Source organism: Paenibacillus sp. PastM-3 (assembly GCF_029893965.1).
In the GTDB taxonomy this organism is placed as follows: Bacteria; Bacillota; Bacilli; order Paenibacillales; family Paenibacillaceae; genus Paenibacillus_AQ.
This window is the reverse complement of sequence record NZ_JARXXP010000001.1, coordinates 400573-421924: the sequence shown is the minus strand read 5'-3', so window position 1 is coordinate 421924 and position 21352 is coordinate 400573. Positions and strand designations below refer to the sequence as shown.

The 21352-nt window shown below is 49.8% G+C and carries 19 protein-coding genes; 16 read left to right on the top strand and 3 right to left on the bottom strand.

Going from position 1 to position 21352, the window contains the following annotated elements:
* Positions 1-114: 114 nt before the first annotated feature.
* Together M2108_RS01935 and M2108_RS01930 are read right to left on the bottom strand one after the other, a co-directional pair.
* Positions 115-441: a hypothetical protein gene (locus tag M2108_RS01935; RefSeq protein WP_277467582.1), complete on the bottom strand. Its 327-nt coding sequence runs from the start codon at positions 439-441 to the stop codon at positions 115-117.
* Positions 442-620: 179 nt separating this feature from the next.
* Positions 621-1064, bottom strand: a complete 444-nt coding sequence (locus M2108_RS01930) for a hypothetical protein (protein WP_277467583.1) — start codon at positions 1062-1064, stop codon at positions 621-623.
* Between the two features lie 523 nt (positions 1065-1587).
* On the opposite strand from M2108_RS01930, the gene ppsA reads away from it, so the two are divergent.
* Positions 1588-4203 carry a phosphoenolpyruvate synthase gene (gene ppsA / locus M2108_RS01925; protein ID WP_277467584.1) on the top strand — a complete coding sequence of 872 codons (2616 nt, stop codon included), beginning with the start codon at positions 1588-1590 and terminating at the stop codon, positions 4201-4203.
* Here ppsA and M2108_RS01920 read toward each other — a convergent pair.
* A complete protein-coding gene (locus M2108_RS01920) occupies positions 4195-4596 on the bottom strand; it encodes a MerR family transcriptional regulator (RefSeq protein ID WP_277467586.1) in 402 nt (133 codons plus the stop codon). The genes ppsA and M2108_RS01920 overlap by 9 nt on opposite strands.
* A 148-nt stretch (positions 4597-4744) precedes the next feature.
* On the opposite strand from M2108_RS01920, the gene M2108_RS01915 reads away from it, so the two are divergent.
* The 15 genes from M2108_RS01915 (at position 4745) to M2108_RS01845 (ending at position 21337) form a co-directional block, all read left to right on the top strand.
* Positions 4745-5794 (top strand): NAD(P)-dependent alcohol dehydrogenase, encoded by a 1050-nt coding sequence (locus M2108_RS01915; protein ID WP_277467588.1) that lies wholly within the window; start codon positions 4745-4747, stop codon positions 5792-5794.
* 160 nt (positions 5795-5954) lie between these two features.
* Positions 5955-6569, top strand: coding sequence for a TetR/AcrR family transcriptional regulator (locus tag M2108_RS01910; protein WP_277467589.1), 615 nt, complete (start codon positions 5955-5957; stop codon positions 6567-6569).
* Positions 6570-6595: 26 nt separating this feature from the next.
* Positions 6596-7477 (top strand): ABC transporter ATP-binding protein, encoded by an 882-nt coding sequence (locus M2108_RS01905; RefSeq protein ID WP_277467590.1) that lies wholly within the window; start codon positions 6596-6598, stop codon positions 7475-7477.
* Positions 7478-7481: 4 nt separating this feature from the next.
* Positions 7482-8282: an ABC transporter permease subunit gene (locus tag M2108_RS01900; RefSeq protein WP_277467591.1), complete on the top strand. Its 801-nt coding sequence runs from the start codon at positions 7482-7484 to the stop codon at positions 8280-8282.
* 39 nt (positions 8283-8321) lie between these two features.
* A complete protein-coding gene (locus M2108_RS01895) occupies positions 8322-9116 on the top strand; it encodes an ABC transporter permease subunit (RefSeq protein ID WP_277467592.1) in 795 nt (264 codons plus the stop codon).
* 229 nt (positions 9117-9345) lie between these two features.
* Positions 9346-10278: an AraC family transcriptional regulator gene (locus M2108_RS01890; RefSeq protein WP_277467594.1), complete on the top strand. Its 933-nt coding sequence runs from the start codon at positions 9346-9348 to the stop codon at positions 10276-10278.
* Positions 10279-10447: 169 nt separating this feature from the next.
* Positions 10448-11311, top strand: a complete 864-nt coding sequence (locus tag M2108_RS01885) for an ABC transporter permease (protein ID WP_481856845.1) — start codon at positions 10448-10450, stop codon at positions 11309-11311.
* Positions 11312-11334: 23 nt separating this feature from the next.
* Complete coding sequence (locus tag M2108_RS01880) at positions 11335-12228, top strand: carbohydrate ABC transporter permease (RefSeq protein ID WP_277467597.1); 894 nt, start codon at positions 11335-11337, stop codon at positions 12226-12228.
* 24 nt (positions 12229-12252) lie between these two features.
* Entirely contained in the window at positions 12253-13929 is a 1677-nt protein-coding gene (locus tag M2108_RS01875; RefSeq protein WP_277467598.1) for an extracellular solute-binding protein, read from the top strand.
* Positions 13930-13953: 24 nt separating this feature from the next.
* Positions 13954-14946: an N-acetylglucosamine kinase gene (locus M2108_RS01870; RefSeq protein WP_277467599.1), complete on the top strand. Its 993-nt coding sequence runs from the start codon at positions 13954-13956 to the stop codon at positions 14944-14946.
* The gene (locus M2108_RS01865) at positions 14931-16232 is read left to right on the top strand and encodes a 6-phospho-beta-glucosidase (RefSeq protein ID WP_277467601.1); all 1302 of its coding nucleotides are present in this window, start codon (positions 14931-14933) and stop codon (positions 16230-16232) included. The genes M2108_RS01870 and M2108_RS01865 overlap by 16 nt, the downstream gene beginning before the upstream one ends.
* Complete coding sequence (locus M2108_RS01860) at positions 16229-17779, top strand: glycoside hydrolase family 3 N-terminal domain-containing protein (RefSeq protein WP_277467602.1); 1551 nt, start codon at positions 16229-16231, stop codon at positions 17777-17779. The genes M2108_RS01865 and M2108_RS01860 overlap by 4 nt, the downstream gene beginning before the upstream one ends.
* A gap of 29 nt (positions 17780-17808) precedes the next feature.
* Positions 17809-19422, top strand: coding sequence for a beta-N-acetylhexosaminidase (gene nagZ / locus M2108_RS01855; protein ID WP_277467603.1), 1614 nt, complete (start codon positions 17809-17811; stop codon positions 19420-19422).
* 156 nt (positions 19423-19578) lie between these two features.
* Complete coding sequence (locus M2108_RS01850; protein WP_277467605.1) at positions 19579-20430, top strand: hypothetical protein; 852 nt, start codon at positions 19579-19581, stop codon at positions 20428-20430.
* Positions 20431-20941: 511 nt separating this feature from the next.
* Entirely contained in the window at positions 20942-21337 is a 396-nt protein-coding gene (locus tag M2108_RS01845) for a DMT family transporter (RefSeq protein WP_277467608.1), read from the top strand.
* Positions 21338-21352 lie beyond the last annotated feature (15 nt).

Genomic DNA, 21352 nt, shown 5'->3' with positions numbered 1-21352 from the left:
CAGGTGTTCAAACGGGGTTATGTGCAGTATTTGTCCAATCTCGATTGAATGCTTTTTAACACTTCTATGGGCATTTCCCTAACCTTCATATCTTCACCCAGGAAAAGCCGTTTATTAATTAACCCAAATCATATATAGTGTATGTCCATCTTTGTACTCTTCATCAGCAAATATACCGTTAAAGCGTTGATTAAGGGTATTTTCTCTTGTTAGATTGTAAAGCAGTGCAAAAGCAAGTTTAGGGTCTCCAGTAATGTAACCCTCAAATTCAGTCCTAATTTTATTGAAAGCATCACCATTATAAACCCATTGTTCTGCCTCACGCAAAGTATCAAAATTGATCATTTCTTTAAACCAGCGTATATCTTTTTTGTGCGTTCTTTGATTTTCATCTCTTATGAAATGAGAAGAATATTCCTCTCTGTTTTCTTCTGTGTTCAAGTTATAGCCTCCTTGCCGAATAGAAGTGATTTATAGAGTGCCAATTAAAGTGTTTTACGGTACTAAGCATGAAACCGACACTAACCCGCCAGCACGTGGGCTATCAATGCTAAAATTGATACCTACGGTGTCACCTGATTGAAGGTGCGCAGTACCCCCAAAGCTGCTAGGGTAAGTCGTTATACTTCCGTGAATTGATAGGTGGATGGCTGTGTGTGAGGTGGGTAAATATTTGGGCCATTTATAAAACTTGTAAGTCCGGCAGCAGAGGTTACAGAACCATTAACTGCTTTAACTGTAACAGTTGGCCCAAAAGCAGCTATTCCAGTGGGTGAAAGCACTAATGCCCAAGATAAGGTGTTTGTAATCGACATTTGTGAAATGAAATTTGTGAGTCCAAGAGAGCCCCATGTACTCGCACCACAAGATTTGATTTCAGTTGTATTGAAGCTTTGTGGAAATAGGAGATCGCCTTCTGGACTTAAACTATCTAGATCAGGATTCAACAATTCAAAGTGTGTGCCAGTTTGTTCATCGGATTCTGCTGCAGCTATTAGGTCAAATGAAGAAAAAACAAGTACCAGTGTTAAAAGTATTGAAGTTAAAGATTTTGCCAACTTCATGTTTCACATCCAATAAAAATTAATATAACCATGATATGTAAATATCATTTCATATTTTAACTAGATTTACAATATAAATGAATAGAAATAGGAAATTTGTCATAGAAAAATTAGATTGAGCTAATAGCGTGTATAAATATGTTATTTAACCAATTTACATAAAAGCTTGATTTGTTTTTATCGCGAGTCATAGTACTGTTGCGCAGTACGAAGATACTGTGTATTAAAGAAAGAGTGCTTATTCAATTAACAGGAAACGATAATTCAACAACGGCGGCAGTCTAATGCTTTATTATCAATAATATATGAAGCTCAAAACTTATAGAAGGAAAATAAAAGAACCTGACCAAAAGGCCAGGTTCTTTCTTATTGCATATGTACAGGAGCGGTGATATAATCAGCCTACCTTTATTTATTCATAAAAAATTGGTCATAAAAATCTCATCTTATATTTTAATTTATCACGCAGAAATGCTCTTGTCAAATATTTTTTTCTCAAATCAAATGTTAGGGGAGATATGGAATGCCTTTTTTGGTTCTCGGCTTTGCGGAAATGGATGATACGCAGCTTAGTCTCGTTGGCGGAAAAGCATTGAATCTGGCCAGATTATCCAGAGCTGAAGGGATACTGGTGCCCGATGGCTTCTGTGTGACCACCGACGGCTTCCGGCAGGCTGTTGCGCATAACCTGACTTACCAGAGTCTGCTGGAACAGTTGAAGACACTAACAGCCGAAGACCGGCAACAGATCGCTGAGATCAGCGGGAAAATCCGCCAGCACATTCTGGCTGTGAAAATGCCTGCGGACATTGCCTCGGCTGTCACTCAATATCTCTCCGTGCTGGGAGAGGAGCATGCCTATGCGGTCCGCTCCAGTGCAACCGCTGAAGATCTGCCGCATGCCTCCTTTGCCGGACAGCAGGACACTTATCTAAATATACGCGGGACGAAATCCATTTTGGAGCACATCAGCAAATGCTGGGCTTCGCTCTTTACAGACCGTGCAGTAATCTACCGGATACAAAATGGCTTTGACCATACTCAGGTGCTTTTGTCCGTTATCATCCAGCGGATGGTTACGCCGCAGGCTTCCGGAATCATGTTCACTGCAGATCCGGTTACCGGCAGCCGGAAGGTGGTATCCGTCGATGCCGGCTTTGGCCTGGGCGAAGCACTGGTTTCCGGCCTGGTATCTCCCGACAGCTACAAAGTCCGGGACGGGGTAATCATCAATAAACAAATAACCGCTAAACAGCTGGCTATGTATGGCCGCCAGGATGGCGGGACGTTTACATGCGAGCTTGACCCGGAACAGCAGACCACCCAGACGCTTAGCGATCTCCAGATTATAGCTTTGTCCTCTCTCGGAAGGCGGATTGAAGCCCGGTTCGGCTACCCTCAGGACATAGAATGGTGTCTGGCTGACGGCGTCTTTTATATTGTCCAGAGCCGGCCAATCACTACCTTATTTCCGGCCCCTGAAGCGGGAGACCAGGTGAACCGTGTCTACTTGTCCGTTGGCCACCAGCAGATGATGACGGATGCCATGAAGCCGCTCGGCTTGTCCTTTTACCTGCTGACAACACCTGCACCTATGCGTACCGCCGGCGGAAGACTGTTTGTCGATGTGACACCCCTTCTGGCATCACCGGACACCGGAACAGCTGTCGTTAACGCCCTCGGCAAATCCGATCCGCTGATTAAAAATGCCCTTATGTCCCTTGTAGAGCGCGGAGATTTCATCCAGCCTTCACTAGAGAACACGAAAGTTCCCTATTCACTGAAAAACAATGAAAATGCCGATCCCGGAGTGTTCAACGCACGGATCGAATTCGACCCGGCAATTGTACCTGCCTTAATCAAGCGTAATCAGGCATCCGTTGAAGAACTAAAGCTGCGTATCCGGACGCAAACCGGACCAGCTCTGTTTGATTTTATTATCGAGGATATGCAGGAATTGAAGAAGCTGCTCTTTGATCCGCAGAGCTCGGCCGTCATTATGACTGCTATGGATGCTTCCTCCTGGATCAATGACCGGATGAACGAATGGTTAGGTGATAAAAATGCTGCCGATGTGCTTTCTCAATCGGTAGCGGACAACGTCACTTCTGAAATGGGTCTGGCGCTGCTTGATGTTGCAGATGTTATCCGGCCACATCATGAAGTTATCCGGTATTTAGAGCATGTCGCACAGGACGACTTTTTGGATGAGCTAATGAAAATAGAAGGGGGCCAGGAAGCCGGCGATGCTATCCATTCCTATCTGGAGCAGTACGGAATGCGCTGCAGCGGAGAAATTGATCTGACCAGAACCCGTTGGAGCGAAAACCCGCTAATCCTTGTGCCGATGATTCTGAATCATATCAAGCATTTCAGCCGGGGCGCAAGCAGGCAGAAATTCGAACAGGGCCGGCAGGAAGCCGTAATTAAGGAGCGGGAGCTCCTGGAGCGCCTTGAGCAGCTTCCTGATGGCGTACAGAAAGCCGCAGAAACGAAACGGGTCATCCGCCTGCTCCGGGGCTTCATCGGTTACCGGGAGTATCCGAAATACGGAATGATTAGCCGCTACTTTATCTATAAGCAGGCCCTGCTTCGGGAAGCCGGACAGCTCGTTGAAGCTGGCATAATCAAGCAAACCGAGGATATCTACTATCTTACGTTTGAAGAACTGCGCGAAGCGGTCTGCACACGCCGGCTGGATTACGGGATGATTGAGAAACGAAGGGAAGACTACAGACTGTATGAAAAGCTTACTCCGCCGCGGGTCATTACCTCTGACGGCGAACGGATTAACGGTGACTATAAGCGCGATGATCTTCCGGCCGATGCCCTTGTCGGCCTCCCGGTTTCCTCCGGAGTCATTGAGGGCCGGGCACGCATCATCTTCAATATGGAGCATGCGGATCTCGAAGAGGGGGATATTCTGGTCACGCTGTTCACGGACCCCAGCTGGACACCCTTATTTGTATCCATTAAGGGCCTTGTTACCGAAGTCGGAGGACTGATGACTCATGGAGCTGTTATTGCCCGTGAATACGGCTTGCCTGCCGTTGTCGGTGTAGATCAGGCTACTAAGCGGATTAAAGACGGGCAGATGATTCGTGTACATGGAACAGAGGGGTATATTGAGTTATTGTAGTTTTTTCTTTTTGTGAATATCCTCTGTGCCGCACTCAAGGGCTGTCTCATAATAGTGGCACTTATGCTCAATGACTTCCATGGTTTTCTTCAATTCTTCCATCTGTGCTTCTACGGATGCCTTTCGTTCCAGGAACATATCATATCTTAGCTGCAGCGTTGCATCACCTTCTGAACACCACTCTATGAAATGTTTGATTTCCTTGATCGGCATTCCGGAAGCCTTCAGGCATTCAATGATCTTCAGCGCCTCGAGATCGGAATCTTTAAAAATCCGTTTGCCGCCGGTAGTGCGCTCTAAATGGGGCATAAGACCTTCTTTATCATAATACCGCAGGGTATGCGGGGTCAGATTGAAATGCTTCGCTGCTTCGTTAATGGTATAGGTTTTCATGTTCTGTCTCCTATGTTCAAATTACTTCTTGACTTAGAGTTAACTCTAAGTAATAACATAGGTTTTGTAAAGGCCGGATATGCCGGAAGCTTTTTATAAACGGTTATAGCCAAGGATCACAACTTAACATTTCAGGAGGTTCACACTTATGATTCTAGTTAATGCACGCGCCACATTCAATCCAGAAGGCCCGTTCAAGCTGACAACGATCGAGCGCCGCGAGCTTCAGCCGCATGATGTGCTTATTGAAATCAAATATGCAGGCATCTGCCACTCTGACATCCACACCGCCCGCGGAGAGTGGGGACCGGTCACATATCCGCTCGTACCAGGGCATGAAATTGCCGGGATTGTCAGCCAGATTGGAGCAGAAGTAACCAAATATGCAGTTGGCGACCGTGTAGGTGTAGGCTGTATGGTTGACTCCTGCGGAGAATGCAGCAGCTGCCATAAAGGGGAAGAGCAATATTGCCTGCACGGAAATACTGGCACTTATGGAGCTACTGACCGTTATGGTCACTATACCCAAGGCGGATATTCCACGCATATCGTCGTTACAGAAAGTTTTGTAGTCCGCATTCCGGACAACATTCCGCTGGATGCTGCAGCACCGCTGCTGTGTGCCGGAATTACCACCTACTCCCCGCTGCACCACTGGGAAGCCGGCCCTGGCAAAAAAGTAGCCGTAGTAGGACTGGGCGGGCTTGGACATATGGCAGTGAAGATCGCCCACGCTATGGGTGCTGAGGTTACCGTACTCTCACAATCCTTGAAGAAAAAAGAGGACGGCCTGCAGCTGGGAGCGGATCACTATTACGCTACCAGCGATCAGGAGACCTTCAAGCAGCTCGCCGGATCGTTCGACCTGATCATCAATACTGTAAGTGCACAGATTAATATTGATGCCTTCCTTTCACTGCTTGCGCTGGACGGAACTCTTGTCAATGTCGGTGCGCCTGCAGATCCGTTGGCGGTTAACGCATTCTCGCTGATTGGCCACCGCCGCTCGTTCGCCGGATCTATGATCGGCGGCATCCGTGAGACACAGGAAATGCTCGATTTCTGTGCAGAACACAACATTGCCTCCGAGATTGAGGTTATTTCCGCCAGCCAGATTGATGAAGCCTGGGAGCGTGTGCTTGCTTCTGATGTCCGCTACCGGTTCGTAATTGACATCAGCACAATGAACCAGGAATAATAATCAGCTTATCACAAGACACCTTCAGGTGAAGAGGCCTTGCCGCAGAGCAAGCACCTTCTCTCTTGAAGGTGTTTTTTATTATTGACCGATTCGGTTTACAGGAATATACTGGTGGCATAAACCGATTCGGTTGACGCTAAAGGATAGAGGTGACGATTTGGAAAAGTTCACAGGCCTGCCGGAGGAGAAGCAGAGCAAGATTATCAATGGAGCATTGGCATCCTTCAGCCAGAACGGTTACAAGAAAACATCGGTCAGTGACATTGCTGGCTCGGCCGGCATTTCCAAAGCGATGGTATTTCATTATTTTGGCACCAAAAAGGGATTGTATCTTTATCTGATCGGTTACTGCACCAGTCTGATTATGAACCAAATCCGGGAGAACTTCGACCACAGTGTCACGGACTTTTTTGACCGGATCACCATGACTGCCAGCATCAAAATATCGGCGATGGAGAAGCATCCGGCAAGCCTGTCTTTTTTGAGCAGTATCTATTTTGAACAGGACCCTGAAGTGAAGCAGGAGATCAAAGCCGCTCTGGCAACAGGAGAAGGCTTTAGAAGCAGTCTGGCGTATGACGGAATAGACCTTCATAAATTCAAGGAGGGCGTTGATCCGCAGCTGGTCATGAAGCTGCTGCAGAGGTATACGGAAGGGCATATCAATGAGCTGCCGAATCATGCTGCGGTAGACGTGGAAGTCATTAATAATGAGTTTCAAGCGTGTATCCGTCTGCTCAGAAATAATCTGTATAAAGAGGAATATCTCTGATTAGCTACCTTGGGGAGGGTGCCACTATGAGTGTCATTGAAATGAATCATCTGACTAAAAATTACGGCAAGTCACGCGGCATTAAGGACATTAACCTTAGTGTGGAGGAGGGGGAGATCTTCGGATTCATCGGACCTAACGGTGCCGGAAAATCAACAGCCATCCGCACACTGCTTGGACTGATCTATCCGACAAGCGGAAGTGCCGCTATTTTTGGCCGGAACTGCACGGAGCATCCCGAAATCCGCAAGGAGCTTGGCTATCTGCCGTCAGAGGTATTTTATTATGACAATATGAAGGTGATCGACCTGCTCAAATATTCAGCCAGCTTCTACAAAAAGGACTGCACGAAACGGATCCGGGAGCTGGCGGAGATCATGGACCTTGACCTGAAGAAGCGAATCGACGATCTGTCCTTCGGCAACAAAAAGAAGGTGGGCATTGTGCAGGGACTGCTCCATGAACCGAAGCTGATCATCCTGGATGAGCCTACAAGCGGGCTTGACCCGCTGATGCAGCAGAAGTTCTTTGATCTGTTGAGGGAAGAGAACCGTAAAGGGGCTACCGTCTTCTTCTCCTCACACATCCTCAGCGAGGTCCAGAAAATGTGCAGCCGGGTAGCCTTCATCAAAGAAGGGGAAATCATCAAGCTGGAAAAAATGAGCACCCTGCACGAGAACAATTACAAACGGATCAATATCGAAGGGGTCTCAACCATCAGTAAGGAAGCTTTCGATATCAGCGGTGTGAGCAGGCTGGAGGTTAATGGAACTGCGGCATCCTTTATTTTCAAAGGGAACATCAACACCATTATGCAGAGGCTATCAGAAACAGAGCTGCGTAACATCTCCATTGATGAACCCGACCTGGAGGAAATCTTCATGCATTATTATGTGAAGGAGGATTAGCGGCATGAATATGTATCTGCATGAGCTAAAAGCCCTCCGCAAATCAGGCGGAGGCTGGGCCTGTGCCATGATCGCACTCGCCGCGCTGTTTCTGTCCCTTTATCCCAGCATGGTGAGCGACTCAGCCAATTTCACCAGTCTGCTGGAAGGCTATCCCACCTCTGTAAGAGCCATGCTTGGCATTAATCTGGAGTATATAACCTCAATACTGGGCTTCTATTCAATGGTGTTCGCTTATATTGCATTATGCGGAGGTGTTCAGGCTATGCACCTTGGAGCTTCTATACTTTCCAAGGAAGCACGGGAGCGTACGGCAGATTTCCTCCTCGTCAAGCCTGTCTCACGGGCAAGGATTGTCAGCGCCAAGCTGCTCGCAGCCTTAACGGTGATCCTGGTCACCGATCTTGTTTTCTTCTTAGTAACAGCGATTATAGCCGGTGCCGTGGCCACTGCAAATTATAGTCTTCCTCTGTTCCTCATGCTCAACCTGCCCTTGCTGTTTATTCAGCTTATTTTTCTGGCGGTGGGCCTGGCTGCTTCCGTGTTTTTCAGCAGGCTAAAAAATGTGCTGCCTCTTACGCTGGGCGTCGTTTTCGGGCTGTATATGGCCGGTGCCCTGCTTGCTGCGGGATCAGAGGGGGATATAGCACGCTATCTCTCTCCGTTCCAGTATTTTGACAGTATCTATATCATCGAGAATAACGCCTTTGAGCTGAAGTACCTGATTGCCGGCACGCTTATTGTTGCAGCTGCGGTATCCGTAAGTTACCAGGTGTATATCAAAAAAGACGTCCATGCAGTGTAATTGGGCGGATAATGGATTCAACGCCAAGGAGGACAGTATATGAATATGTTCTGCAGAGAGCTTACGGCGGGCCGTAAAGCATTAATCATCTGGAGTATATGTATGCTATTGCTAGTCGTCAGCGGTATGGGCAAATACACCGCCTATTCCTCGGGAGGAGCAGGCAGTGACATCTTTAACCAGATGCCGTCTTCCGTAAAGGCATTGCTAGGAATCGGCACATTGGATGTTACGGTCATGAGCGGATTTTATGCCATGCTGTTTCTGTATATTGAGCTGACTGCCGCTATACACGCTGTTCTGTTGGGAAGCAGCATCATCGCCAAGGAGGAAAAGGAGAAGACCGCCGAGTTCCTGATTGCCAAGCCGGTCTCACGGTCAGCCATAGTGACCGCCAAGCTTCTTGCTGCCCTGGTTCAGATTGTGGTTCTTAATCTTGTAACTTTGATTTCCTCAATCATAATGGTTTCTGCGTATAACAAGGGCACGGAGATTTCGGGTGAAATCGTCCTGTTCCTGATCAGCATGTTCATCGTACAGCTGCTCTTTCTCACGCTTGGCGCTTTGCTTGCAGCCGGAATAAGCAATCCGAAATCTTCGGGTGCAGCTGCTGCGGGTATATTGGTTGCCTCCTTTATCATATCCAAAATAACAGATCTGGCAGATCAGCTGTCTGTGCTGAATGTACTGTCACCCTTCAAATATTTCAGCTATAACCGGATTGTGGAGGGGGACGGGCTAAACGCCGTGATTCTGCTCCTGTCTGTCCTGCTGGCCGCAGGATTGGCGGCATCGGCTTATTACGTGTACGGAAGGCGCGAGCTTAAGCTTTAAGGTTAACGAAATCTTTTGGCATAAATACTATAATCGAACCGAAGGTGCAGTTCGGGCTTGTCAGCCTGAATTGCACTTTTTCTATGTAAATCAGAATATTGATGTAAGTATTATTGACACTTAAATCCGGTTCTACTAGGATAAATATAAGTTAATTTTGCCTATATTCCAGCAAGATACAGTATGTTTTCACCGGATTCACACAGCTTAAATAAGGAGGGGCCAACTGATGCAGCCGCGCGTTCAGAACAGTCTCAGGGAAAAGGTTGTATTTTCCCGGCAATATCCCGTCATCCTGGGCGATACCGTCGGAGTCACCTCAACTTATCAAAGACTGCACGCCCATGATGCGCTTGAGATCAATATGATTAAATCAGGGACCGGGTATTACATGATCAACGGGGAGCGGTATGATTTCCGGGAGGGGGACATTCTGCTGATTAACTCCAATGATCTGCACTGTGCTTATGAAACCGGAAATCTGATTATGCAGGTCATTACGTTCGATGCTGCCTGGTTCATGGGCATGGTGCGCTGTGATCCGGATGTGCTGGCCCCCTTTAAGGATATAGGCTTGCATTTCAGCAATCTGCTGGACCGGGAGAACGAGCAGATCGGCTCTCTGCGCGCACTGCTGCTGCAGATTCAGGAGGAGCATGAGACAGAAAGCAGGTCTTACACCTCGGTTGTGTATGCCCTTCTGCTGCAATTTTTTGTTTATGTGAACCGCTACTTCCGCATGGACTCCTTGCAACCCGGCAAATCGACAGTAACTACCACCCAGCTCGAAAAAGTCTGGCAGGTCACCCGCATCATGGAGGAGCAGCCTGCCTACCCCTGGACGCTTGAAGAGCTCGCGGCCCTTGTCTATTTAAGCCCTTCACGCTTCAGTGATATCTTCCGCCGCACAGCCGGCATGTCCCCGCTGCTGTATTTAATCCAATTGCGCCTGGAGAACGCCTATACCCTGTTACAGACCACGGACCGTAAAATCCTCGATATCGCCATGGAATGCGGTTTCCGCACCTTATCCAATTTCAACCGGCTGTTTAAACGGCATATTGGAACAGAGCCGCGGAACGTCCGCACACAGAAAACCCTACCCGACAGTAAGATAGTATCAGTATTTGAGCGATTAGGCGGAGTGCCTGAAACAGAATAGGGTTATGATCAAGTCAGTAAATATAACAGCATTAGTTATTAGGATTAACAAGAAGTATATGGAAAAGGAGGTTAAAATGCAGAAGATCGCCTATCACATTAAGACAAAAGAGGAGACCCGGAAGCCAAATGCCTTCAAACGCTTTGCCCGGCAGTGGGATCTTCAGCTGATGGTGCTGCCGGCCTTATTCTTTATTCTTGTATTCAGTTACATTCCGATGTACGGTGTACTGATGGCATTTCAGGATTACAACCTGTTCAAGGGGTTTACAGGCAGTCCCTGGGTAGGGCTCAAGCATTTTGAAATGTTTTTTGCCGCACCTGAATTCTGGACAGTCATGCGCAATACGATTGTAATCAGTCTACTTAAGCTGCTGGTCGGCTTTCCGGCACCGATTCTGCTGGCATTGATGCTGAATGAGGTCCGCAGCAGAGTGTTCAAAAGAACTGTGCAGACCATCAGCTATCTGCCGCATTTTCTGTCCTGGGTCATTGTCTCCGGCTTCGTAATGTCCATGCTCTCCACAGAGAACGGCAGTGTGAACATGCTGCTCCAGCAGCTGAATCTGATCAAGGACCCGGTTAACTTCCTGTCACTGCCGGAATATTTCTGGACCATCCTCGTCACAACCGGAGTTTGGAAGGAAATCGGCTTTTCCTCCATCGTCTACCTCGCAGCAATTGCCGGAATTGATCCGCATATGCACGAGGCGGCTTCAATAGATGGTGCAGGCAAGCTGAGACAGATGTTTTCCATTACACTGCCGTCCATTTTGCCGGTCATTATCGTCTTTCTGATTCTTGCAATCGGCAATCTGCTCAGCGCTGGCTTTGAGGACATTCTGCTCCTCGGCGCAAATCCCGTGCTGCGCGATGTGGGCGATGTCCTCGACACCTATGTATACCGGATCGGTATCCAGAACAACCGTTACTCTTATGCTACGGCAGCCGGCCTGTTCAAATCGCTGATCGGCGTGTTCCTCCTGATCGGGGCGAACTATGCCGCACGCAAATCCGGAAACAGCCTATGGTGAAGCATGAAAGGGGGCAGATATAGATGAAGCTGTCAGGAGGGGACCGGGTACTCGTAACGGTGATCTACATTTTACTAGCAATACTAGCCTTTCTGTCCTTTTATCCTTTCTGGAACGCAACAGTTATTTCCTTTAACAACGGTACCGATACAATGCGCGGCGGAGTTACTTTTTGGCCGAGACAGTTTTCACTTGAGAATTATTCGGTGGTATTCCAGGACAGCCGTCTGATTAACGGCTTCGTGATCTCCGTATTGCGGACCGTAATCGGTACCTTCGCCTCGATTGCCGCCACTGCAATTTTTGCTTATGGTATGAGCAAATCGGAGCTGATGGGGCGCAAGTTTTATATGGTTTTCTGTATCATCACGATGTATTTCAGCGGCGGACTGATTCCGAGCTTTCTGCTGATCCGCGAACTGGGCATGTTCAACTCCTTCTGGGTTATGGTTATCCCCGGGCTGATCAGTGTCTGGAACATGATTATTTTCCGGACCTTCTTCAAAGGCATACCGGCAGGGCTGGAGGAATCCGCGCGGATTGACGGCTGTTCCAACTGGGGAGTGCTGATTCGTATTGTGCTTCCGTTATCAGGCCCGGTACTCGCTACCTTGTCGCTGTTTACCGCTGTCTATCACTGGAATGACTGGTTCACACCCAGCATCTACCTCAGCAATGTCGATTTAATGCCGATTCAGACCAAGCTGCAGCAGATCCTCAACTCTAACATCATGTCTGAACAGATGGCCCAGCTGGACGCGGCTGCACAGAGCCGGATGAATAAAATGCGCGCTGTCACAACCAAATCCTTGTCCATGGCTACAATGATGGTCGCAACCATTCCGATTCTATGTGTGTATCCTTTCCTGCAAAAGTACTTTGTTAAAGGCGTTATGGTCGGTTCACTAAAAGAATAAAGGAACTCAAGGGGGAATTAACCAATGATCTCAGGCAAAACAAAGGTGTCCGCTTTGGCGGCTGTTCTTAGTCTTATGATTGGTATAACTGGCTGTACAGGCGGCAACAACAGTCCTTCAAATCCTTCCAATTCCGCAAACAACGCTAATGCATCAGAAAGTAACAATCCGGATGCTGCCGGAGGCGGGGGATATGTGCTTGGTGAGCAACCGCTGGAATTCTCCTTCTATGGCCATTATGACTGGTATACAATGCCTAACTGGGGTGAGGATCTCTCCTCCAAATGGATTAAGGATAATAAAAAGGTGAATGTCTTGCCTGTCAGCTCTGGAGGCAATGCCAAGCAAAAGCTCAGCACCATGATCGTCTCCGGTGAGCTGCCGGATGTCATCTGGATGGAACGCGGAGCGGATGTGGAGCAGCTGCGGGCTGCCGGAGCACTGGTACCGTTTGATGATTATCTCGACAAATACCCGAATCTGAAGGAATGGGCAGGCGAAGAGACGCTTGATATGCTGCGCTCCTCCGACGGCAAGCTATACCAGTTCCCAAACTGGTACACCACTCAGCCGAATGGAAATACCGGTTATCTGGTTAACAAAAAAATCTATAATGAGCTGGGCACACCGCCGCTGGAGACTACCGACGATCTGTATGCCTACCTGAAGCTGGTCAAGGAGAAGTACCCTGACGTGGTTCCGTTTGAGGTCGGACAAGGCGCAGAAGGCATTGATGTCCTGTCGTCAGCCTTTGCCGAGAACCGTCCTTATGTGTACAGCGCCCTCAGTATGATGGCGATTCCAAACGGCAATGAAATGACTTCCGTATTCAAAGACGATGCGTTCCGTTCCTCGCTGGTGTATGCGAATCAGCTGTACCGGGATAAACTGATCAGCCAGGATGCATTCACCCAGAATCTTGAGCAGGTGGAGCAGAAGATCATTACCGGCAACATTGCGGTATACGCCGCTTCCAGTCCAACTGAATACGGTGCAATCGGCAACTCGCTGCTGAAGGAGCAGGACCCGGAAGCCGGCTACATCATGGTCTGGCCGATTCATAAGGCCGGCCTGGATAAGAACAAGATCTTCCCGGGTGCGTATAATCAGCTTGGCTGGAACGTGAGTGTCATTACCACCGCGGCCAAAGACCCGGAAGCTGTTTTTGCTTTCCTCGACTGGTTCACCGGACCGGAAGGCCAGCGGATTATTATGTGGGGACCTGAAGGCAAGTACTGGGACGGAACAGATGAAGAAGGGGCTCCGCTGTTCACTGAGGCTTTCACAACGGATACAAAAGGCCGCGATGAGCTGATGAACGCTACAGTCAATCTGCAATGGAACGGCAACACGGTGTATGTAGACAAATCCAAGATGAAATTCGAATCCACGCTGCCGGAAGACCAGAAGAGCTGGGAAACCAAATGGCAGTCCGAGATTACGTGGAAAACGCAATATGATACAACCGAATTCGTAAACCTGGCTCCGGCAGGCGACTCCCAGGAAGGGATCATCTCGCAAAGCGTTGGCGAAATTTACGAAAAAGCCAGAGCGCAGGCTGTGCTAAATGCCAAAAATGAGGCTGAGGTACTGGCCATTCTGGATAAGGCTGAAGCGGATGCCCAGCAGGTTGGATACAGTGAGCTGCTCAAATATAAAACGGAAAAATGGCAGGAGAACCGCAGCAAATTAGGAAAATAAACTGATCTACAGGAGCGGGAGACTGTGAACTATTACTTGGGCGTTGACGGCGGAGGCAGCAAAACACTGGCCGTCATATCCGATGCCGCGGGCCGGATTGCCGGACGCGGCGCAAGCGGATGCGGTAACCATCAGACAGGGGCCGCAAGGGCCGAGGTCAACATCCGGGAAGCGGTGGATGAAGCTCTCCTCCAAGCGGGCCTCCGCAAAGAGCAAGTCACCTATTCAGTATTCGGACTCGCTGGAGCTGACCGGGAAGCTGACTTTAAAATTCTGCGTCCGATGATAGCGGGAATGGGCTTGGAACCCCATTCTATCGTATGCGATACCGTTATCGGCCTTCGGGCCGGGACCCGGCAGTCCTACGGCGCCGTGGTGATCTGCGGGACCGGAACCAACTGCTACGGTATCAACCGCAGCGGGCAGGAGCTGCAGGTTGGCGGCTTCGGGTATACGTTCGGCGATTTCGGCGGAGGCTCGGATCTGGCAGTGGAAGCCTTCCGCAGCGTGATCCGCGCCTGGGAAGGACGCGGCCGGCCTACCCGGCTGGCCCAGGCAGTCTTGGGCAAACTTGGCTACGCTTCTGAAGAAGCGATGTTTCATTATTATCTCGATCACGGACTGCGTGTACCGCATGAGATCGCCAAGCTGATCTTCGAGGTCGCTGCAGTGGATGAAACCGCGCGTAATATTCTGCAAAAGCAAGGAGAGGAGCTGGGGCTTGCAGCCAGTGCGGTGATCAGCAGGCTCGGTATGCAGAAGGAGACCTTCGATCTGGTGCTGGCCGGCAGCATTTTGACCCGCGGGGAGAGTAGGTATGTAGTCCCTTATATTGCAGAGACAGTATCCCTTGTTGCTCCCGGCTGTACCCTGCAAATGCTGACACAAGAGCCGGTAGCAGGAGCGCTGCTAATAGCAATGGAGAAATCAGGGATTCAGGTGGAGGAAGCGGTCTATGAGCAGTTACAACATACCTTATCCGTAAAGGCGGCGAATGCAGTATGGCAGAGCGACTGAAAGTGGCGGTAATCGGGGGAGGCTCCTCCTATACTCCGGAATTAATTGAGGGGTTCATCCTGAACTACGCTACTTTTCCGGTAACAGAAATTGTTCTCGTTGATATACAGGAGGGCTTTCACAAGCTGTCCATCGTCGGGGAGCTGGCCCGGCGGATGATTGCCAGATCCGGGCTGCCGATTGAGCTTAGTCTCACTCTGGACCGGTGCTCGGCACTTACGGATGCCAGCTTTGTCACTACGCAGATGCGTGTCGGCAGGCTCGAAGCCCGCGGCTGGGATGAGACCATTCCGCTGAAATACGGGATGATCGGTCAGGAAACGACCGGCCCGGGAGGGATGATGAAGGCGCTGCGCACCATTCCGGTACTGCTGGAAGTCGCCAGGGACATGGAGCAGCTCTGTCCGGATGCCTGGTTGCTTAACTTTACGAATCCCGCAGGTATGGTAACCGAAGCCATTCACAAGCATTCCCGCATCAAATCCATCGGCCTGTGCAATTCTCCTATAGCCGCCTATAAGTGGCTGTCGGAGCTGTACCAGGTGCCGATTGAGCGGATATACTGTGAATTTGCCGGCCTGAACCATTTGCACTGGATCAGCACCATTACTATTGACGGGGAATCCAAGCTGCCTGAGCTGCTGGCGAACCGGGACGGCTATTCTGCCCGCAATGTTCCGCAGTATGATTGGAATGCGACGCTGCTGTCAGCGCTTAAGGCGATTCCTTCCTATTATCTGAAGTATTTCTATCTGCACCGCGAAATTCTGGCGGAGCAGCAGGAAGCTGCAGCCCGGGGAGAGACACGGGCCGAAACCGTGCAGCGCCTTGAGGATGAGCTGTTCGAGCTGTACAAGGACGAGGAGCTGGCCGAAAAGCCGAAGCAGCTGGAGCAGCGGGGTGGAGCCTATTATTCAGAAGCCGCAGTCCGGCTGATGAATTCGCTCTATAATGATTCCGGTGATATTCAGACTCTGAATGTACCTAATCAGGGCATTCTCGGATTCCTTCCGGACGATGCCTGCATTGAGGTCAATTGCAAAGTGCATAAGAATGGACCAGTTGCCATGCCGGTTACTGTCGTACCGGAAGCGGCCAAGGGTCTGATTCATGCGGTCAAAACCTATGAAGGGCTGGCCATTGAAGCTGCTGTCAGCGGAAGCCGCGCTACCGCCTTGCTGGCGCTTGCCCATCATCCGCTCGTGCCTTCAGTCAATGCTGCAGAGGCGATGCTGGATGAGATGCTGGAGCAGAATAAGGCGTATCTTCCAGGGTTCTATACATGAAACCATCCGGAACAGCATCCCTGACACTGGAACAAAAAATTGCCCGGATGTGCGTCACCGGTCTGCCAGCCAAGCAAGCAGACCTGCAGACTGAGGTAAGGCTTAAAGCCTTGCCTGCGGGCGGAATGGGGTTATTTCCGCACAACATAGAGCACGAAGACCAGCTGCGCTGTCTTATCCGGGGTATGAAAGACACTGCCGGGAGGCTGGGGCTTGGTTCCCTCTACTATCTCTCTATTGATGAAGAGGGGGGAAGCCTAGCCAACCTCAAGGCGTTTTACCCGCATGTGCCGGGCAACCGGGCGGTTGGCCTGACCAGAGATCCCGCAGCCGCCTTTCTGCAGGGCCGACTCATCGGCAGCCAGCTGGCCGCACTGGGCATCCCGATGAGCTGGGCACCGGTGCTGGATGTGAATACGAATATCTTGAATCCCGTAGTCGGTGTCCGCTCTTATGGTGAAGAGCCGGCTATGGTAGCAGAGCTTGGCACCGCATTTATCAAGGGGATGCATGAAGCAGGCATAGCCGTTACTGCCAAGCATTTTCCCGGCCACGGACAGGTGGATGGCGATTCACATCTCGAGCTTCCGGCATGCGGGCTGACCCTGGAGGAGCTAAAGAGCGGACCTCTTATTCCGTTCAAGGCTGCCATAGCCGCAGACTGCGACGCAATCATGATGGCGCATATCGTCTTCCCGGAAATCCCGCAGGCTGTAGGCCTCCCGGCCTCTCTAAGTCCTTACTTTGTTACAGACCTGCTGCGTAATGAGCTGGGTTTCCAGGGTATCATCTGCACAGATGATGTAGAGATGGGAGCTATCCGGAACACCTTTGAGCCGGAGCTGATCGGCGAGCTGGCCGTCACTGCCGGCAATGACATGCTCCTGATGTGTCATACGCCTGAATTCCAGAACCGGGTCATCCGGGGGATTGGGGATGCAGTCCACAAAGGCCGGATAGCCGAGGCCAGAATTGATGAATCTCTGCAGCGGATTGACCGGCTTCAGGAGCGAATGCAGCTGCACAGCAGGCACGCGTCTCCGGTGCCGCGTGCAGAGTGGGACAGCAGGACAGCTGAGCTGACCCGCGCAACAGTGAAGCTGCAGCGCGATCCCCGGCAGCAGCTGCCGCTCTCCCCAGAGCTGCGGTACCTGCTGCTGCTGCCGCAGCCGGAGAGGTTAACCCTGGCGGATAACACTGACAGCAAGGAGCTTGAGCTGGGGGCGCTTCTGGCAGACCGGGGATTTAATCTTTCAGTTCAGTATATTCACAACAATCCTGCTTCCGGTATGATTAATGAGATCATAGCCGGGCTTGAGGAATACGACACAGTCATCTTTGGCACCTGGAATGCCCATATTTTCAGCGGACAGCTGGATTTGGCCGGAGCCATTAACCGCAAAAAGCCGCTAATTGCCGCCGTTCTCCGCAATCCGTATGACGCTGGACGGTTGCCGTCCTCTGCGTCTGTCATCCTGGTCTGCGGAACCTCTTTTTATTCGTTGGAGTCGCTGGCCGATGTCCTGACAAATGGAACAACACTATAACCCGAGAACAAAGGAGCTGTAGCTCATCAATGGATGCTGCAAAAGACCAAACGCTTCGTATCCGCCATAAGGTCGGACAGATGTTCATGTGCGGATTTATGGACACATCCCCGAACAAGGATATTTTGACACTGATTCAGGAATATCGCATTGGCGGCATTATCTATTTCCGGCGCAATATAGGAACTGTTGAGCAGGTTTATGCCTGTTCAGCGGCGCTGCAGCGGGCTGCAGCCGAGCCCCTGCTGATCGCCATCGATCAGGAAGGGGGCATGGTTGCCCGGATTGAGGACGGGGTCACGCTGATGCCCGGCAATATGGCACTGGGGGCGACCCGCAATCCGGAAGGAGTCCGGCAGGCTGCGGCAATTGCCGGAGCAGAGCTGCGCCATCTGGGGATTAATATGAACTTTGCGCCATGTGTCGATGTGAACAACAATCCGGCCAACCCTGTCATTGGCGTGCGTTCCTACGGCGAATCCCCGCTGCTGGTCAGCGAAATGGGCAGCGCAGCCGCAGCAGGCTATCAGGAAGCGGGCGTGGCGGCGACGATCAAGCATTTTCCGGGACACGGGGATACGGATACGGATTCCCATCTGGCGCTTCCTGCAATCAGCCACAACCGTGAACGCCTGGCAGCGATTGAATTACTTCCATTTCAGCAGATCATTCAAGCAGGTGTCGATGCAGTCATGACTGCACATGTCGTGTTCAAGGCTTATGAAGACGAGGTTATACCAGCCACGCTTTCAGAGAATATTCTAACAGGACTGCTGCGCAGGGAGCTTAACTTCGATGGCGTTATTGTAACCGACTGTCTGGAGATGAATGCGATCTCACAGACCGTCGGAGTGGGACCGGGAGCCGTACAGGCGGTGAAAGCCGGGGCCGATCTGATCCTGGTCAGTCATACATTTAACTGGCAGGTAGAAGCAATAGAAGCTGTAATACAGGCGGTTATGCGGGGAGAGATTTCTGAGGAGCGAATCGATGCATCAGTGCAACGGCTGGCCCAGCTCAAAGCAAAGCGGGGGATTACCAAGACAGAGCCGAAAGCCTTCGCAGAGATACAGCAGCGTTTGGCTTCCGAAGGATCTCTGGATACAGCGCGTTCACTCAGCGAACAGAGCATTACCTTATTATGTGACGACGGCCAGCTTCCGCTGGAAGATGCTGATGATATCTATGTGATCTGGCCGGAGGTCCGGGTCAATCATGAAGTGATCGAAGCACTGCAGGAGGAGATAACCCTCGGTAACGCGCTCAAGCCCTATTTCGGCAATGTCAGTGAGCGGATCATTGACGTTGACCCTTCGGCTGAGGAGATCGCATTGGTGCTGGAGGAGAGCCGCTCTTTTACTCAGATTGTGGCAGCGACCTACAACGCTGATTTTTCGCCCGGTCAACGCCAGATTCTGCAGGAGCTTACAGCACGGACAGGAAGCAGGCTGATCGTTGTGGCAGTGCGTAACCCGTATGATTTTACCGCTGTATCCGGTATACGTACCTATATCGCTTCTTATGAGAACAAACCTCTGGCGATGCAATCTGTGGCCAAGGTGCTGGCAGGACAAAGCTTCACCCGCGGTGTACTTCCGGTAACGGTTGGAGCATTTGCTTACGGGGCAGGAATTACCGGCTGATTGATCAGCAGAGACGGATTCTTTGCGCTGCCGGGCGGTTAAGAGCAGCCTTCGGGCTGCTCTTAAATCTTTCACAATTTGACCATTCAATTAATTGACCACAGGAAATTATAGCTTTATAATGGTTTTATTTGGAAGATAAGGAGAGGGGATCGAATGGTCGAATTAGACTTGGCAAACCTTGATGACGTCGACGCGTTAGCGCAAATGTTGAAGCTTACTTTTTCTAATGATGATTGGCAGCCCATGATCCGCATTGCAGACAGGCTCTATGAAATAGCATTAAATAAATATCTTTTATTTGAGAAGGAAGAATATACTTTTTTATCATCAAGACCTTTGATTTATTACTTAGGTTACTCGCAATTGTGTAAGGGGATTGCTCTTCAGAAATTAAGAAGATATGAAGAGGCCAGGATGTGTATCAGCAAATACGAGGATCTATCCTGTTTCAAAGGACAAGCCGAAAAAGACAAATACATAATAGAAGACTTCCAGAAATATGCAGTTGGAAACTCGTTTACCTTGGATTTGCTGGAGGGGAAGGAGAGCCAACTTCCCGGTTACATTACATATCTGAAGCACAATAATAACGAAATATTTGCCGGGATGATTACTGTATTTGAAGCAGCACTCAAAAACAACTTCAACATAGATTGGGTGTTAAACGAACTGCAGGATGACTTAATCGTTTTGCAGGAGAGCAGCAACATAGCAAGAGTAAGATACTATACAGAATATTTGTACTTATACTCACTCTATGAGTACAAAAGGGAAAATTACTATTTTGCAGTACAAAAGAACTTGGAAGCTTTGGCAGTATGTAGTACACTTGGAGATAATAGAGCATTCAAAAAAATGGTAGCCTTATTTGAGTGCTTTAGACATTATGCTTCTGAGGAACAAGAGCAATCGTTCAAAATGCAGTTAAAAACGATACTGGAGGCGATGTTAGAAGATGAAAAAGACATTTCTTTGCGTCTTATTTACAGCGGCAATTATCAGTAGTTTTAGTGCATCTGCTTTTGCAGAAGACCGGCAGCAGGCGGTAAACCCCAATCTTTCAGCACCTGTTATAACCCCGTTAAATCATGGAGTAGATTATTAACTATTTTTACATAATAGAATCATAAGAGAACGGAATGACTGCTTGTACAAAGCAATCATTCCGTTTTTTCATGTCCGAAATCACTCCGGTCACCGTCCGCCAGGGTAACGTTGTTGATCATCGCCGGCCTGAGGTAGCTGGGATGTACAGGCTCTGGATAACTGTGCTACTAATGCTGCCTTTATACCCTGGAGAAACTTAGGGTGCTTGCCCATGCGGCGAAAAGACTGGATAATTGTCTGTACGGCTGGCTTTTTTCTCGGCTTGCACTTTTTGTTCAGGATGGAGTCACTGTCGTATACTTCTGTAGCAAGCTGTGTGCAGGGTCACTGATTATCCCCTGGGTGACATCGGTGTCTCAAGTGAGGCGCCTTAATAGGGGATACGCTTTCTCTGCTGGGGACGGTTTCCATGGCCCTTTACATGCTCGCCGGCCAAGTTGTAAGCAGCAAGATCCCCTCCAATCTGTACAGTGTGATTGTGTTTTTTCTGGGAGGAAGTGTGCTGCTTGTCTACGTGCTGGCCAGTAAACTACAGTTGACAGGCTACCGACCTGCTGACTGGACTTATTTTGTCCTGCTTGCTGTTATACCGACGCTCTTCAGGCATTTTCTGTTTAATCTGCTGCTGAAGTCGAACGGCGCAACCACAGTATCCGTGGGTGTGATCGGCGAACCGGTGTTTGCTATCATTCTCACTTATCTGGTTCTGGGTGAAACTCTGTCCGCCGCGCAGCTATCAGGAGGAATGTTCACGGTGGCAGGCATCGCTCTGTATTTTCGTACAAAACTTACCCAGGCAAAATAATGATAAAAGGAGCAC